Here is a 14820-nt window from a genome sequence, read left to right as displayed (position 1 = left end):
CGGCGTTGGTCGGATCGGAAACTCCGCCCCAACGGCTACCGCGCGCGCACGAGCAGGTCCGCTACCGTTGCTGACCATGGCGCGCACTGCCAAGAAGGCCCCTTCCGCGAAGAACGCGTTCAACGAGCTGTCCCGGCGCGGACCGCACGACGTGCTGCACGGTGACCTGGCCCTCGTCGGCCTGCCCGGCATCGTCTGCACCCCGCGCAGCGGCCTCGGGCTGCCCGCGGTCGCGTTCGGGCACGGGTGGTTGCAGCCGCCGCGGCGCTATCTCGGCCTGCTCCGACACCTCGCTTCTTGGGGCATCGTGGTCGCCGCGCCCGCCACGCAGCGCGGCGTGTTCGCATCGCACCGGCTGTTCGGCACGGATCTGCGGACCGCGCTGGACATCTGCGTCGGAGTCCGGCTCGGCGACGGCGAGATCAGCGTCGACCCGTCGCGGCTCGGCGTCGCCGGTCACGCCATGGGTGGCGGCTGCGCGGTGCTCGCGGCGGCCGGGGACGACCGGATCCGTGCGGTGGCGACGCTGGCGGCGGCCGAGACCATGCCCTCGGCGTTCGACGCCGCGAGCCAGGTCGCGGTCCCCGGTCTGCATCTCGCCGCGGGCAACGACCTGCTGGCTCCACCGGTGGCCAACGCCGAGCCGATCGCCCGTGCGTGGGGCGGTCCGGTGCAGCTGCGGACCGTGCCGAAGGCGAGCCACCTGGGCTTCACCGAGGGACGGCACTGGACTCAGCTGGTGCTGCACGGCAAGCCCGAGTACGCGACGCAGCGGGTGACCAAGGCGCTGCTCACCGCGTTCTTCCTCCGCACGCTGACCGGCGACCGGCACGGCGAGGCGCTGCTGAGCAGCGACATCGGCGGCAGCCGCATCGACCACGAGCACACCCGCGGCGAGCTCGCCGCAGCATGACCGCACGCTCGACATGCCCTCGTCCCGGACTCGCGAGTGGTTGTTCCGGTGCGAACCGGGATTTCACCCACGAGCGGCTCCGCCCACTGGCGTTGCACGCGAAGTCCGCCTCGACCGGTGCCTGGCGGGAAGGTCGCCCACGGGGTTGATCCGGTAGGCCACAATCGGCAGCTATGACGTCGCCGCAGCCGCCCTACGGTCAACCCCAGCAGCCGGGTCCACCACCCGGCTACCCGGCGCAGCCGGGCTATCCCCAACAACCCGTGCCCCCACAACCCGGGTATCCGCCGCAATCGGGATATCCGCCGCAGGGATTCCAGCAGCAGCCCGGGTATCCGCAGCAGGGCTATCCGCAACAGCCCTACGGCGCGCCGCAGGGCGGGCCGAAACCGCTGCTCGCCTACATCGCGGGAGCGGTCAGCGCGGTCGCCGCGATCATCTCGCTGATCATGGGGATCGGCTTCATCGACAACGCCATCGGCACCATGGGCGGGATCGAGCGCGAAACCAACGCGGGCCTCACCGATGGTCTGTTCTGGGCCACCAGCGCACTCGGCGTGCTGGCCGGGGTCGGCATGGCCGCCTGCGCCGTGCTGTTCTTCCTCCGGCTGCCGATCGCCTGGCTCATCGCCGTGATCACCGGCGGGTTCGGCGTGCTGACCGTGGGGCTGCGCATCGCGACCGCGCAGGTCTCGGCGGCCAACGAGGGCGTTTCCTACTCCGCGGCCAGCGGTTCGCACCTCACCGTGTGCGTGCTCGCGATCATCGTCGCCGTTTTCGGCCTGCTGCCACCGGTTCGTGCCGCGCTCAAGGGCAAGACCGCGGCACCGACCGCGCCGGTGCAGTTCTACCAGTGACGCCACCGAACCCGCGGTGCTCCGGGTTGTTGTCGAAGGCGCTGGCCGAGTTCCGCGATGAACGCTGAAAACCGGTGGGGCGCGAGGAATTCCGCACCCCACCGGTTTCGTCAACGCAACCAGCTCTGGTTCTCGTAGTCGTCGTCATCGTCGACCACCGCCCGCCGCCGCGGTGCCGGTTTGGGCGGCGGTGGCGGCTGCGGTGCCGCCGCCGGTGGCGGTGTCGGCTGCTGGTTGCGGCGGCCGAACCGACCGGCTTGGACGCTCCAGCCGCTGTTCTGCTCCGCGGCGCGGGCCGGTTCCGGCACGGCGTGCTGACCGACCCGCCCGCTCGGCGGCTGCCGATCCGGTTGCGCCGACTGGGCCGTGGTCGCGGCCGGTTCCTCCGCCGCGACCTTGCTCTGCTGCTGGGAGTACAGCTGCTGGGAGAAGCGCTCGACCTCCGGATCGACGTCCTCGGTCTCCGGTTCCTCGCCGACGGCGATTTCCTGGAGCTTGGCGCTCTCCTCGGCCTTGCGCATGTTCGCGGCGCGCTCGCGGATGCGCTCGACGAGCTTCTGCCCCTTCTCGGAGAGGTCCTTGGCGCTCTTGTCCGCCGCCTTGGCGGAGTCCTGCCAGCTCTGCTCGATCACACGCCTGCTGGCCGCGTTGTCCCGGACCATGCCTTCCATGTGGTTCCGGAAGGCCTTGGCGTTGTCACTGACGGCGGTCACCGGCCCACCTCTTCATCGCCTCGTCTGGCATGCCTCACCGCTCCCGGTCCTCACCCAGCACCGAACGGAATCGGACGCCCGACGCGTCGACCCCGTCGTCGAACAGCTGGCCCTGGGTTCGCCACGGGCTGGAGTTGGTGCGCTCCTGCTCGCCGCCCTGCTGGCCGCCGCCTTGACCGCCCATCGCGCCCATGCCGCCCATCATGCCGCCGCCCATCGCGGAGCTCTGACCGGACTGGCCGCTCGAACCGGATGAACTGCCCGAACCGGCCTGGCCACCGGGGTCGCCCAAGGAGGACATCCCGGTAGCGCCCTGCGGGCTGCCGGACGCCGCGTCCTGCAGCGAGGCCATCCCGGTCGACCCGTCCGGCTGGCCGGGTGCACCCGGCACCGAGCCGGGGTTGCCCGGGTGGTCGCCGCCGAGGCCGAGCAACTGCCCGGAGGCGCTGCCGAACGAGTTCTGCACGCCCTCGCCCATCGGGCTGAACGAGCCGGATCCCGCCGACTGCGGTGCGGTGGGCGCCGGGGCGCCTGCGGCCGGGGCAACCGACCCGGGCTCCGCGGGAGCGCCGCCGCTGGTGTCGAAGGCGGGCATGGTTCCCACCCCGCGGTCGAAGGCGGGCGTCGTGGTGCCCAGATCCGCTGCGGGCACCGCGCCCATCGGAGTGCCCAGGTCCGGCGCGGGCATCGCGCTGAACTGCGGAGCCGAGACGCCCGGCGCCGGTTCGGCTCGGAACGCCTCGCGGTACTCACCCGGTCGACCCCCTTCGGACGGCGGCAGGGGCTCCGACTGTCCGAGGTTCGGCGGCTGCGGCTGCTGGCGCTGGTCCTCGCCGAAGTCGATCGTCTGGTTCAACGGCGACTGGCCGCCGCCGTTGTCCACGTTGACCTTGATGTTGCCGTCCGGCGTCCGCTCCAGCGTGATGGTGCGGTCGCCCTCGTGGATCACGGCCTTGCCGTCCTCACCTGGCTGCACCGGGATCGGCGGCTGGCCACCGGGCGCCGCGATGCCACCTGGCATCTGCCCCGGCGCGGGCATCGTCTGCATGCCGCCCTGACCGGGCATCGGCTGCCCCGGTTGACCAGGCATGGGCTGACCGGGCATCGGCTGGCCGGGGGCGCCGCCCTCGGGGCCGAAGTCGACCTCGTAGGTCTTCATCTGGCCGTCCGGGCCCATGACCTCGACCTGCGTCTTGCCGTCGGGACTGGGCTCCTGGATGGTGACCGCGTCCTTGCCCTCGCCGAGGGTCACCCGCTCCTGGTCGCCAGGCGCCCCGCCGACACCGCCCTCGCCCGGCTGCGGCATGCCCGGCGGCATTTCCGGCATTTCCGGAGGTTTCGGCATCTCGGGCATTTCCGGCGGCTTCGGCATCTCGCCGCCACCGCCACCGCCGCCACTGCCACCACCACCGGTTCCGCCGCCACCGCCGCCGCCCGAGCCGCCGCCTTGACCGCCACCCTGCTGGTTGCCGCTCTTGTCGCCGCCACCCTTCTTGTCCCCGCCCTCGTCCTTGCCGCCGGGGTTCTTGAAGGGGTTCTCCTCTGCCTTGCCCAGCTCAGTGTTGAGCTTCTGCCAGGCGTCGTTGATGTCCTTCTTGGTCTTGTCGCAGAGCTCGGTGAAGCCCTTGCACTGGTCTTCCACCGTCTTGGCGAAGCACTCGCGGACGCCCTTGCGGCACTCGTCCTGGATCTTCTGCTTCGCCTCGTCGCTGAGGTCGCCGCAGTCCTCGTCGATCTCGACGTTCCAGATCTTGCAGGCGGTGCGCAGCGTGGTGTCGTCGTCGGTGCCGTTGGCGACCTGGATCGTGGTGTCCCAGTCCTGCTGCGGCTTTTCACCGAGCTTCTCGGCGTACTTGTCGAGTTCGAGCACCGCGGACGCCTTGCTGCGCACGAACTCGGCAACCGCCTTGACGGTGTCCTGCGTCATCGACGCCGCGTCGCTGACGGTGGTGATGACCCGCTCCTGCGCGGTCGGGGTGAACGCCGAGGAGAAGAAGTCCTGCGAGGCGTCCGAGGCACCACCGGTCCAGCTCTTCCACAGACCACCGAGCTTGTCGGACATGGTCTGCAACGACTCGCGCATGCCCTTCTCGGCGCCTTTGAGGTCGTCGATGTTCTTCGCGAACTTGTCGAAGTTCAGCTGGCGCTGCTCGTCGTAGCGCTCCTTGATCTTGTCGACCTTGGGCACCTTGCTCTTGTCGTTGTAGTCGTGCTCGATCTTCTCGTACAGCGGCACCCAGGTCTCGAAGAACAGCAGCCCCGGCTTACCCGCGTCGAGCAACTCGTCGCCGGACTTCGCGCCCGCGCCGCCGTTCTCGCCGTTCTCGGCCTTCCGCTTGCTGTCTTCCAAGGCGTTCTTGCCGTCGGTGACGGCCTTGTCGTGCTCGGCCTTCTCCTTGTTGGCCTTGTCGGCGTCGCCCTTGGCGTCGTTGAAGGACTCTTTGAGGTTGTCCTCGGTGTCCCAGGTCGACGCCCGTTCGCCCTCAACTCGCCAGAAGCCGTCGTCGTACTTGTCGAGGTACGGTTCGACCTCGTCGGCGATGCCGTTGCCCCAGATCTCATCCTGATCATCGGCGGCATAGGCGAGCGCCAACTGGCGCTTCTTGTCGTCCGAAACGCTCGGGTCGTCGAGGAGCTTCTTTACTTCTTCCCAACTCGGCTTCTCGTCCGACATCAGTTACCCCCAGACTTGCCGACGGTGTCGGCCGCCTCGGCATCCGACCAGTCGTAGCCGGAGCCGGTCTTCTCCAACCGCTCGGCGAAGTCGTCCATCGCGTCGGCCATGCTGGCCACGCACTTGGAGATCTTCGTCATCGCCTCCTGGTAAGGCTGGAAATTCTCCCCGTGCGCCTTGCCGAAGTCGGCCTGACCCATGCCCAGGTCGCCGATCTTCTTGCTGTGGTCGTCCCGGACCGGGTCCGCAGCCCCCCGGACACTTCCCGCTGTGGAGACGAATTCACCGGCATTTGCCCCGAACCCGGACACCGCTCCCCCTCCTCGTCGCCGAACCGCCCGCAACCGGGACGGTCGCGTCGGTAACCGTTCCGACGCCTGTCAAGACCATCTGGTTCCTTATCTTGACAGGTTCCGCCCTGCGAAATAGCAGATCCGGCGAGGTACTTGCATCCGCGAAGGGTTGCGCGATCACTGCGGCGGGTACGGCCCCTGCGGCGGCTGGCCGTAGCCCTGCTGCGGCGGGTACTGCTGCTGCGGCGACTGCTGGAACTGCTGCGGGTTTCCCGGCTGCGGCGGATAGCCGTACGGCGCTGGAGGCGCGTAGTTCGACCGCTTCCGACTGCTCCGCACGACGAGCACGATCGTGAGCACGGCTCCGCCGATGAGCAGGAGCGGGACCAGGATGATCAACAATTCCACAGCACCCATGATCTGGATCATGCCAGGTAACGCCGCGCTCACGCACCCACAACGGCTCAACCGGAGCAGGGGACCAGTCAGGTCCCCCGGTCAGCCGAAAACCGTGTGCAGGCCCCAGCCCTGCGCCAGGACGACGGCCAGCACGAAGGCACCCAGGATCATGACCACCAAGGGCAGGATCAGCACCACCAGCAGGTCACCGAGGAATCGTCCGCGCATCTCGCACGCTCAGCTTCGACGTCGGCGGTTGACGAACCAGGATCGACTCTCGTGCGCGGCGTTGACGACCTTGAGGCCGGCCAGCGCGAGCGCGGAGAAGATCACAAGAGCGACGACGAGCCCGACAGCGACGAGACCCACGACAATGGCGACAACGATGGCACCCATGTGAGCAGGGTCTCACAGATCGTGACCTTTTGAGCGATAGAAATCACAAAGATCACCGAATCGTGCCAACGATTTCAGCCACCCGATCGGCGATGGCCTGTGCGTGCTCCTCACTCTCCGCCTCGACCATCACCCGAACCAGCTGTTCGGTGCCGGAGGGCCGCAGCAGGATCCGGCCGCTCTCGCCGAGTTCCGATTCGGCCGCGGCCACGGCCGCAACCACCTCGGGCGCCACGACCACCGCGGCCTTGTCCGCCACCCGCACGTTGATCAGCACCTGCGGCAACCGGCGCATGACCTTGGCCAACGACGCCAGCGGCGTGCCGGTCTCCGCCATCCGGCCCATCAGCCGCAGCGCGGTGAGCAGGCCGTCACCGGTGGTGGCGTGACCGGGCAGCACGACGTGACCGGACTGCTCGCCGCCGAGCGCGAAGCCGCCGGAACGCAGTTCTTCCAGCACGTACCGGTCGCCGACCGCCGTGGTGCGCAGCTCGACACCGTGCTCGCGCATCGCCAGGTGCAGGCCGAGATTGCTCATCACGGTCGCGACCAGCGTGTTCTCGGTGAGCTCGCCGCTGTCGTGCATGGCCACCGCGAGGATCGCCATGATCTGGTCGCCGTCCACCACGGCCCCGCTGGCATCCACCGCGAGGCAGCGGTCGGCGTCGCCGTCGTGCGCGATCCCGAGATCCGCGCCGCGCTCGACCACCACCGCCTGCAACACGTCGAGGTGCGTCGAGCCGACGCCGTCGTTGATGTTGATGCCGTCCGGCTCGGCGTTGATCGCGATCACCTCGGCACCGGCCTGGCGATAGGCCTCGGGTGCGGCAGCGGCCGCCGCGCCGTTGGCGCAGTCCAGCACGACCTTCAGCCCGCGCAGCGACTGCGGCGCCGCCGCCAGGAGGTGATCGACGTAACGCCGCGCGGCGTCGGGAACATCGCGAACCCGGCCGACACCGGCCCCGGTGGGCCGGTCGACCTGCTCGTTCAGACGCGCCTCGATCTCGTCCTCCACGGCGTCCGGCAGCTTGTGGCCGCCCGCCGCGAACAGCTTGACCCCGTTGTCCGGCATCGGGTTGTGCGATGCGGAGATCATCACCCCGAGGTCCGCGCCCAGCTCTCCGACCAGGTGCGCCACCGCCGGGGTGGGCAGCACGCCGACCCGCAGCACGTCGGCACCAGCCGAGGTCAGGCCAGCTGTGACGGCCGCCTCCAACATCTCGCCGCTGGCCCGCGGATCGCGGCCCACCAGCGCAACCCGGCGCTGCGAATCGTCCCGGTCGTGGAGCACCCGTGCCGCCGCAGCGGCCACCGACATCGCCAACTCGGGCGGCAGATCGGCGTTGGCCAACCCGCGCACCCCGTCGGTGCCGAACAACCGAGCCATCAGCAGCACATCCTCCTGGTGTGAAGCGGAAAACGCCGCGGACGCGCCGCGATGAGTGCTTGTCCTCGAAGCGTTGCAGCCGGTCAGCCCGCGCCCGCGAGATGACCACCTGCCACCGGACAACCTACGCGGACCCGAGTTGGGGACAAGTCCGGGACCAGCCGGTGCATACGACAGCGGGAGCAGTCCCGTCCGCAGTGGACGAGTGACTGCTCCCGCAGATCGGATGGAGTTCGGGTCAGCGCTTGCTGTACTGCGGCGCCTTGCGGGCCTTCTTGAGGCCGTACTTCTTGCGCTCCTTCTCCCGCGAGTCACGGGTGAGCATGCCCGCCTTCTTCAGCGCCGGACGGTCGTCGGCGTCGTAGGCCACCAGCGCACGGGCGATCGCCATGCGCAGCGCACCGGCCTGCCCGGAGGGGCCGCCGCCGCGCAGCGTGGCCAGCACGTCGAAGCTCTCCACGCGCTCGACGGTGACCAGCGGCTCCTTGATGAGCTGCTGGTGCACCTTGTTCGGGAAGTACTGCTCAAGGCTCTTGCCGTTGAGCTTGAAGCCACCGCTGCCCGGCACCAGCCGGACCCGGACGACGGCTTCCTTGCGGCGACCCACGGTCTGCACCGGGCGGCCGGTCGGCACCGGGATCGGGGCGGGGGCAGCCGCCTCGACGGTCTCTTCCGCAACTGCCTCGACGGTCTCTTCCGCAACTGCCTCGACAGTCTCTTCGGCAACCGCCTCAGGCTCTTCGGCAGCCGCCTCAGGGGTCTCCTCGGCGGTCTGCTCCGGAGCCGGGGTGTTCACTTGCTCTTCCTGCTGAAGTTCGTCAGTCACTTCTCGACCTTCGCGTTGATCTCGAACGGCTGCGGGTTCTGGGCCTGGTGCGGGTGCTCCGGACCGGCGTAGACCTTGAGCTTCTTGCCCATGGCGCGGCCGAGCTTGTTCTTCGGCAACATGCCCTTGATCGCCTTTTCGAGCAGCCGCTCGGGGTGCTTCTGCAGCACCTCTCCGAAGGACTGCTTGCGCAGACCACCGGGGTAGCCACTGTGCCGGTAGTGGAACGCCTGCTCGCGCTTGTTACCGGTGAGGGCCACCTTCTCGGCGTTGACGATGACGACGAAGTCGCCGGTGTCGATGTGCGGCGCGTAAATCGGCTTGTGCTTGCCGCGCAGCAGCGTTGCGGCCTGAGTCGCCAACCGGCCGAGCACCACATCCTCGGCGTCGATCACATGCCAGGCGCGAGTCACCTCGCCGGGCTTCGGGCTGTACGTGCGCACGGATCTACCTCGTCGTTCGCGTCGGGATCGTCAGTGCGGAGCCCGCCGGTCGGTCCCCGCAGGAACTCCCCTGGGAACCGGCACGTCCGCCAGCACCGCCGCCGGGACCGCGATCGGCAACTGGGCCGATTCGATCCACTGGCGCGAACTGCAGCCGCGCACCGCACAACAAAGAATCAGGGTACTTGGTGGCTTCCGGGCCGGTCAAAACGGGTCCGCAGTACCTGCTCGCAGGTTTGTGACCTGGCACCTCGCCGGAATCAGGATAGCGAATGCCCGCCGGCGGTACCCGCACGACCCCGGACAGCGCGGCGGCCCCGGCGATCGCCGGGGCCGCAGTCGGCTTTCAGCGGGTGGACTCAGCCACCGAAACGGCCGGCGTTCTTCTTCTCACCGGCCTGGAAGGACTCGTTGGCAGCGCCAACGGCCATGCCCATCTTGGCGGCGGTCTCCTGCATCCGAGCCGCCTCCTCGTCCCAGGTCTTCTGCGCCTCCTGGTAGGCGGCCACGGCCTCACCCTCCCAGGTGGAGACCAGCTTCTGGATCTTGCCCTCCAGGTCGTCCAGCTCACCCTGGATCTTCTGGGCCGCAGCCTGCAGGTCGTCGGAAGCCTGCTGCAGCTCGGCGAAGTTGACTGCAATCTCGCTCATTGCTTATCCCCTCGAAATACCTATGGTCAAGAATTCGGTAACTACGATCGGCGGCTGCCGGGATCAGCCTTCGAGCAAGCTCGTGATCTTGGAGATCTCCTGGGCCTGGTCCTCCTGGACCTGCGCGTAGTCCGCACCGGAGCTCTGCACGTTCTGGCCCAGCTCGTCGAGCTTCTGCAGGATCTTCTTGCCGCTGTCCTCGTACTGCTCCATCAGCTTGCGGAACACGTCCGCAGCCGCGCCCTTCCAGTTCGCGACCGGCCCCTCCAGCTGGCCGCTCAGCTGCTGGAGCGCGGACTCGACAGCACTGCGCGCCTCGTCGATGTCAACCGACGCCTGCTGAATCGCCTCGGTGTCTGCACCAATTCCAGCCATCTCTGGATGACCCCCTTCAAACTCGCCATCAAGTTCGGATGAACCTGCGACGCAGACATTGCCATGTTCGGTTCCACGTTGTCCTGGATTTCCGCGCAACCCGTTGCTGATGTAAACGTTTCGAACGGAACTCGCAGGTCACCGCATGATTCGCGCTTGCGAAAAGTCGAGATCGCTGCCGTCGGAAGGCGTTTGCTCTTGCGATTTCCCGGTCGCGGACTCGTTCCGCGCGGCGTCCGGGACCGCATTAGGTTCCGCCGCCGAGAACTCCTCGACTTCCAGCCCCATCCGGGTGCGATAGGCGACCGCCATCTCCCGCTGCCGCGACTCGGCGGCCGGTTCGGACGGCTTGTTCTCGGCGAGTTCCTTTGTGTGCCTTTGGAAATCCTCGGCGCGCTGGTGCGCTTCGCCGCGGGCCCGGCGGCTGCGGCCGACCGCATCGGCGAGTGCGGCCCGGAATCTACGGATGGAATCTGCTCGATCTGCCATGCCAATGCCTCTCTGCCCGACAACCGCGCGCGAAATCCATTCCGCAGCGGAGAATTCACCGCCGGTTCAGCGCACCTTGATCGAACCGATGACCTGTTCGCAGGCGCGCACCACGTCTTCCTTGCCGACCGAGCCGTACTTGCAGCCCACGCTGACCCGGAATTGTCCTTGGTGCAACACGTACCACTCGACCGTCGCATCCGGCAGTTGTTCCCGGTAGTACACCACGTCCCGACCGGCAAAACTGGTGGATGGGTTGAACAGTGAGAATTGTTCGCCCGCGTCGACGCGTTTCTGGTACTCGGAGCGCAGTTGCTGCACCGCCCGATCGCGTTCGGTGTCGGTATCGAAGTTGAGCTTTCCCTCTTCGACGGCGACCAATGCGCCCTGCGCGTCGTTCTGCGGGCCGATCAGCGTCTGCCACTTCTGCGGGTCACCGCCGATCTGCTTCCAGTCGGCGGGATAGGAGAACTCGTAGTCGTACTGCGCGACCAGGCGGGTCGGATCAGCGGGCTCGGCGTCCGGCTCGCCCCCGAGGGGCAGGAAGACCAGCGCCGCGATCACTCCGGCGACCAGCACCACCGCCACCCCGGCCCCGATCAGCCACGGCAGCTTGCGGTTCTTGCGGCGGCCCTGCTGCTCGACCGGCTTCGTCCGGTCGCTACCGCCGATGACGACGGTCCGAGCCCGGCTCAGCGAATCACCGGCGGTCACGCTCGGACCGGTGGGATAGCCGCCGGAGGGCGCCGCGGTCACCGGGTAGGAACGCACCGTCGACGCACCGGCCCAAGCACCGGCGGGCGCCAATCCGCCGCTGCGGTCCGGATCCAGCCGCACGGCGCGCAAGGCGCCCCGCGCCACCACGGTTTCCGGCTGGTCCAAAGTGGTCGGTACCACCCCGGTGCGTTCGTGGATCAGTCGCGCCACCAACGGGATCCGGCTCGATCCGCCGACCAGGAACACCCCGGCCAGCTGGGGTCGGGTCACGCCGCCCTCGCGCAGCGTGGTCAGCACCAGGTCGGCGGCCTTGCCCAGCGGTTGGGCGATCAGCGCCTCCAGATCGACGCGGGTGACGTGCGCATCGGAGAACGGCGGCGGCATCGGCACGTCGGTGTAGGTGTGCCGGGACAGGGTTTCCTTGGCGCCGCGCACGTCCTGCCGCAGCACCCGGCGACGACGGCGATCGGCCATGTCGCGGCCCTCGACGAGCTTGCGCCACGCCTCCGGATCGGCGCCGGAGACGAGTCGGCCGATGTGGTCCAGCAGCGCCTGGTCGATGTCCGCGCCCCCGAAGTTCGGTTCACCCCGGGTGGCCAGCACTTGGAACGAGGAGCCCTGCTTGCGCACCACGCTGGCGTCCACCGTGCCGCCGCCGAGGTCCAGCACGGCCAGCGCACCGCCATCCGGCAGACCGTGCCCGGCGGAGTGGAACACCGCCGCCGCAACCGGTTCCGGCACCATGACCAGTTCCTTGCCCAGCCCGGCGGCGGCCTGGCGCAACTCGGCGCTGCGCACCGTGCCCCAGTCCGCCGGATGGGTCAGGACCAGCAGGTCGACCGCGGCGCCACCGGCGAAGCGGCGGGCCTCGCCGACCGCGCGCTGCAACACGGCGCGGATCACGTCGCCCACCTTGAGCACGCTGCTGCCCAGCAGCAGCTCACCTTCGTCGATGCGGCGCTTGGGATGCGGCTCGAAGCGAGCCGGGTCGACCGCGGCCTGCCGCTCGGCCTCGTGCCCGACGAACAGCGTGCCGTCGGGCGCGGCGAACACCGCCGAGGGCACCAGCGGCTGCCCGTCGATGACCACCACCTGTGGCTCGGCGCCGCCGACGGACACCACCGTGCATGTGCTCGACGTGCCGAAGTCGATCGAGACGTGCAGGGACACCCAGAACTCCTTCACCGTCGCCGGAGCGCTTTTCCGACGACGTACGTTGTCCGACGCGGCCGACCCCTCGGCACGCCGACTCCCCCCGAGCACCCTAGAGGCTAAGGGTGCGAGCGCACCAACAGTCTGCCCCTGATCGGTCGATCAACGCGAGCATCCATCACCGGATGTAGCCTTCTGCCCCACGCGGGTCGTGAGTGATCGTTCCGGCAAGAATCTGTCGCTGAAGTGGCTACGTCGGGCCGATCGCCTGGCCACCCGCACCGCCCACGCAGAACGAGTTCGACGACAGGCGCTGAGAACCGCAGTTCCCACTCAGGGGGACGAACCGGCGCGGACTTCGCCGATCCGGTTGTCCAGGGCGGCGCCGAGCTCTGCCGGGCCGAGCGGCGCGAGGACCAGTTCCGCGCCGACGCCGGGACGTTGTTGCTGGGTCAGGCCGTAGCGGCCGTCCGGTTCGTAGGCGTCGAACCACTTCAGGACCTGGGAGCGCCGCGGACGGCCCATCCGATCGCGGAGGTTCGCGGTGAACTGGCCGTCCCGCAAGTGCTTTTCCTCGGTGATCGCGCGCAACGTCTGCGCCGCCGGAGGCCGCCGCTTCGGCTGCCTGACCGACTGCATCAGGTCGACTTCTTCGAGGTTCTCCTCGGCGTTGCCCCGCGCCGCGAGATCAGCGACCGGGACCGCCAGGCGCGGCCGTTTTCCGGGTGGCGCCGACGGCATGCCCTGGATCGCCGCCGCACTCACGGATGCCCGCGGGTGCACCGAAATGCGCAGATCACCGCCGTGCTGCTCGGTTTCGCCCGGCTCCTGGACGAGCAGCACCGCGCCTTCTCCGGTGGCCACCGACAGCAGCCGGGCGGGGGACTCGGTGGCGTCGTCGGGCATCCAGAGCCCCTCGATCCACAGGCCCGGTTTGGCGAGCTGGGTGAGCACCTGCGCGAAGCGCGGGGCGAGACCGCCGCCGCCGAGCAGGCCCGCGGCGGCCATGTCCGGCAGCGCCCGCTGCCGGAGCACGGCGCGTTCTTCGAGCGTCGCGCCGTGCGACCGCACCGCGATCGGGAACGGATATTCGTCGAACCTTCCGATTTCCCAGCACAGGTCGAACCACAGCGGGGGCAGCACCCAACGCTCGGACACGTTTCCCCCCGGATTCATTCACCGAAGACGGGCGGCGCCGTCCGCGGCATGTCGTCGAGCCAGACGTCGTCCTGCTCTTCGAGCCAACTCGGCCGATCGTGGTCCTCGTCCTCGCTGCCCTGACCGCGCTGACCCGCACCGGCGGCCCCCATCCCGGCACCGGCACCACCGCGCGCGGCCGTCGCGCCAGCGGCACCTGCCCCGGCGCCCAACCCACCGGCGCCAGCACCCAACCCGCCGACACCCGCACGACCACCCGCGCCCAAGCCGGGCCCGCCGACACCGGCTCGACCACCGGCCCCCATGCCGCCAGCACCACGGCCACCGGCACCCGTGCCTCCGGCAGCACCACCGCCTGGCGGCAGGGTGCCGACGAAGGCGGCACCGCCGCTGGGCGGTTGGACGCCGGGCGGAGTGCCCGGGAGACCGCCGGGGTGCGGCGTCGTCGGATTCGCCCACTGCGAGCCGGTTTGCGCCGGGGGCCGCGAGTAGCCGTCCCGGTCGCTGTTCGGATCCGGGATCGAACGGTCGGCGATGCCGGTGTTACCGGTCCGGTCGTTACCCGAAGTCTCGGTGCTGGTTTTGCCGGTGATGTTGTGCTGGTTGCGCCCCTCGTCCGGCGGTGGCTGCGGGTTCAGCGGATCGACCGGCGGCGGGAACGTCGGTGTGCTGGAGTCCACCGCGGTGTAGCCGGGGGTGTAGACGTTCTGCACGACCTGCCGAGCCTGCTTGTTGGCTTCCTCGCGCTCCCGCATCTGCGCACCGGCATCCATGATGCCGCCGACCGGGCTGACCATCGTCGCCATCACGGTGCGGGTGGTGTTGTAGTCCTCAGGCGGCTGCAGCTGCGCCTTCGTCTGCTCGGCGGCGACCCCGGCTTCCTGGATCTTCAGGCCGGTACCGCGCACCGAGTCGCCGAACTCCAGCCCCCACTTCTGCAACGGCTCCGCCGCACGAAACCCGGCCTCCGCCGCCTGCCCCCGCATCCCGCTTTCAGCGGCGCCGCGGGCCCTGGCGTCCAGGTCGGCGAAGAGCTCGGCGATTTCCTTGCCAAGATTCTCCCACGCCCGCCCGGATGCGTTGATCCGCCCGACCTGCAACGAGGGCTTGAGCTCGTTGGCGAGCCGCGCCTGATCCCAGTCTCCCCAGTTGTCGTGCTGGTTGATCGACGCCGGGTCGTGCCCCTGGATGTGCAAACCCTGTTGCTGTTGGGCGAGATCCGACCGGTGCTTCTCACCCACCGCCATCGCGGCCTGCTGGCGAAGCCGTTGCTCCTGTTCAGCTCTGGTTTCGCCGCCGGTCGCACCAGCCCAGAGATCGGAGGCCGAGCCCCCGATCTCCTTGGCTCCATCGGTGAACCAGTTGCCCATGTCGTTCC

The 14820-nt window shown here is 69.2% G+C and carries 17 protein-coding genes; 2 read left to right on the top strand and 15 right to left on the bottom strand.

From position 1 onward, the window contains the following. Nucleotides 1-76: 76 nt before the first annotated feature. On the top strand, nt 77-913 hold the full coding sequence (locus ACTWQN_RS05725) for a dienelactone hydrolase family protein (protein ID WP_443202251.1): 837 nt from the start codon (nt 77-79) through the stop codon (nt 911-913). Nucleotides 914-1086: 173 nt separating this feature from the next. Further along, nucleotides 1087-1770, top strand: a complete 684-nt coding sequence (locus tag ACTWQN_RS05720) for a hypothetical protein (RefSeq protein WP_443202250.1) — start codon at nt 1087-1089, stop codon at nt 1768-1770. Between the two features lie 110 nt (nt 1771-1880). Here ACTWQN_RS05720 and ACTWQN_RS05715 read toward each other — a convergent pair whose 3' ends face one another. The 15 genes from ACTWQN_RS05715 to ACTWQN_RS05645 form a co-directional block, all read right to left on the bottom strand. Then, nucleotides 1881-2483: a hypothetical protein gene (locus ACTWQN_RS05715; protein ID WP_443202249.1), complete on the bottom strand. Its 603-nt coding sequence runs from the start codon at nt 2481-2483 to the stop codon at nt 1881-1883. 34 nt (nt 2484-2517) lie between these two features. Further along, on the bottom strand, nt 2518-5157 hold the full coding sequence (locus ACTWQN_RS05710) for a WXG100 family type VII secretion target (RefSeq protein WP_443202248.1): 2640 nt from the start codon (nt 5155-5157) through the stop codon (nt 2518-2520). Beyond that, complete coding sequence (locus tag ACTWQN_RS05705) at nt 5157-5468, bottom strand: hypothetical protein (RefSeq protein WP_443202247.1); 312 nt, start codon at nt 5466-5468, stop codon at nt 5157-5159. The genes ACTWQN_RS05710 and ACTWQN_RS05705 overlap by 1 nt, the downstream gene beginning before the upstream one ends. Nucleotides 5469-5627: 159 nt before the next feature. Continuing rightward, nucleotides 5628-5867, bottom strand: a complete 240-nt coding sequence (locus tag ACTWQN_RS05700) for a hypothetical protein (protein WP_443202246.1) — start codon at nt 5865-5867, stop codon at nt 5628-5630. A gap of 81 nt (nt 5868-5948) precedes the next feature. After that, nucleotides 5949-6077, bottom strand: a complete 129-nt coding sequence (locus ACTWQN_RS05695) for a hypothetical protein (RefSeq protein ID WP_443202245.1) — start codon at nt 6075-6077, stop codon at nt 5949-5951. 9 nt (nt 6078-6086) lie between these two features. Beyond that, entirely contained in the window at nt 6087-6245 is a 159-nt protein-coding gene (locus ACTWQN_RS05690; RefSeq protein ID WP_443202244.1) for a hypothetical protein, read from the bottom strand. A gap of 52 nt (nt 6246-6297) precedes the next feature. Next, nucleotides 6298-7632, bottom strand: a complete 1335-nt coding sequence (gene glmM / locus ACTWQN_RS05685) for a phosphoglucosamine mutase (protein ID WP_443202243.1) — start codon at nt 7630-7632, stop codon at nt 6298-6300. A gap of 238 nt (nt 7633-7870) precedes the next feature. After that, nucleotides 7871-8272, bottom strand: a complete 402-nt coding sequence (gene rpsI, locus ACTWQN_RS05680; RefSeq protein ID WP_443202501.1) for a 30S ribosomal protein S9 — start codon at nt 8270-8272, stop codon at nt 7871-7873. Between the two features lie 182 nt (nt 8273-8454). After that, nucleotides 8455-8901: a 50S ribosomal protein L13 gene (rplM, locus tag ACTWQN_RS05675; protein WP_443202242.1), complete on the bottom strand. Its 447-nt coding sequence runs from the start codon at nt 8899-8901 to the stop codon at nt 8455-8457. Nucleotides 8902-9260: 359 nt separating this feature from the next. After that, nucleotides 9261-9551, bottom strand: a complete 291-nt coding sequence (locus tag ACTWQN_RS05670; protein ID WP_443202241.1) for a WXG100 family type VII secretion target — start codon at nt 9549-9551, stop codon at nt 9261-9263. 63 nt (nt 9552-9614) lie between these two features. Beyond that, a complete protein-coding gene (locus tag ACTWQN_RS05665) occupies nt 9615-9926 on the bottom strand; it encodes a WXG100 family type VII secretion target (RefSeq protein WP_443202240.1) in 312 nt (103 codons plus the stop codon). A 138-nt stretch (nt 9927-10064) separates the two neighbouring features. Further along, entirely contained in the window at nt 10065-10415 is a 351-nt protein-coding gene (locus ACTWQN_RS05660; RefSeq protein WP_443202239.1) for a hypothetical protein, read from the bottom strand. Nucleotides 10416-10481: 66 nt separating this feature from the next. Next, the gene (locus tag ACTWQN_RS05655; RefSeq protein ID WP_443202238.1) at nt 10482-12302 is read right to left on the bottom strand and encodes a type VII secretion-associated protein; all 1821 of its coding nucleotides are present in this window, start codon (nt 12300-12302) and stop codon (nt 10482-10484) included. Nucleotides 12303-12617: 315 nt separating this feature from the next. After that, on the bottom strand, nt 12618-13442 hold the full coding sequence (locus ACTWQN_RS05650; protein ID WP_443202237.1) for an ESX secretion-associated protein EspG: 825 nt from the start codon (nt 13440-13442) through the stop codon (nt 12618-12620). A gap of 14 nt (nt 13443-13456) precedes the next feature. Further along, a complete protein-coding gene (locus tag ACTWQN_RS05645; RefSeq protein WP_443202236.1) occupies nt 13457-14812 on the bottom strand; it encodes a hypothetical protein in 1356 nt (451 codons plus the stop codon). Nucleotides 14813-14820 lie beyond the last annotated feature (8 nt).

The sequence above is a fragment of the Saccharopolyspora antiqui genome (assembly GCF_052246905.1).
Lineage (GTDB): Bacteria > Actinomycetota > Actinomycetes > Mycobacteriales > Pseudonocardiaceae > Saccharopolyspora.
This window is presented reverse-complemented; position numbering and strand designations above follow the sequence as displayed.

Bases quoted from the DNA above. Each gene is read 5' to 3' on its own strand.
- ACTWQN_RS05695 (WP_443202245.1), bottom strand. From the start codon at position 6,077: ATGCGCGGACGATTCCTCGGTGACCTGCTGGTGGTGCTGATCCTGCCC.
- ACTWQN_RS05720 (WP_443202250.1), top strand. From the start codon at position 1,087: ATGACGTCGCCGCAGCCGCCCTACGGTCAACCCCAGCAGCCGGGTCCA.
- ACTWQN_RS05670 (WP_443202241.1), bottom strand. From the start codon at position 9,551: ATGAGCGAGATTGCAGTCAACTTCGCCGAGCTGCAGCAGGCTTCCGAC.
- ACTWQN_RS05665 (WP_443202240.1), bottom strand. From the start codon at position 9,926: ATGGCTGGAATTGGTGCAGACACCGAGGCGATTCAGCAGGCGTCGGTT.
- ACTWQN_RS05700 (WP_443202246.1), bottom strand. From the start codon at position 5,867: ATGGGTGCTGTGGAATTGTTGATCATCCTGGTCCCGCTCCTGCTCATC.
- glmM (WP_443202243.1), bottom strand. From the start codon at position 7,632: ATGGCTCGGTTGTTCGGCACCGACGGGGTGCGCGGGTTGGCCAACGCC.
- ACTWQN_RS05660 (WP_443202239.1), bottom strand. From the start codon at position 10,415: ATGGCAGATCGAGCAGATTCCATCCGTAGATTCCGGGCCGCACTCGCC.
- ACTWQN_RS05645 (WP_443202236.1), bottom strand. From the start codon at position 14,812: ATGGGCAACTGGTTCACCGATGGAGCCAAGGAGATCGGGGGCTCGGCC.
- ACTWQN_RS05710 (WP_443202248.1), bottom strand. From the start codon at position 5,157: ATGTCGGACGAGAAGCCGAGTTGGGAAGAAGTAAAGAAGCTCCTCGAC.
- ACTWQN_RS05725 (WP_443202251.1), top strand. From the start codon at position 77: ATGGCGCGCACTGCCAAGAAGGCCCCTTCCGCGAAGAACGCGTTCAAC.
- ACTWQN_RS05690 (WP_443202244.1), bottom strand. From the start codon at position 6,245: ATGGGTGCCATCGTTGTCGCCATTGTCGTGGGTCTCGTCGCTGTCGGG.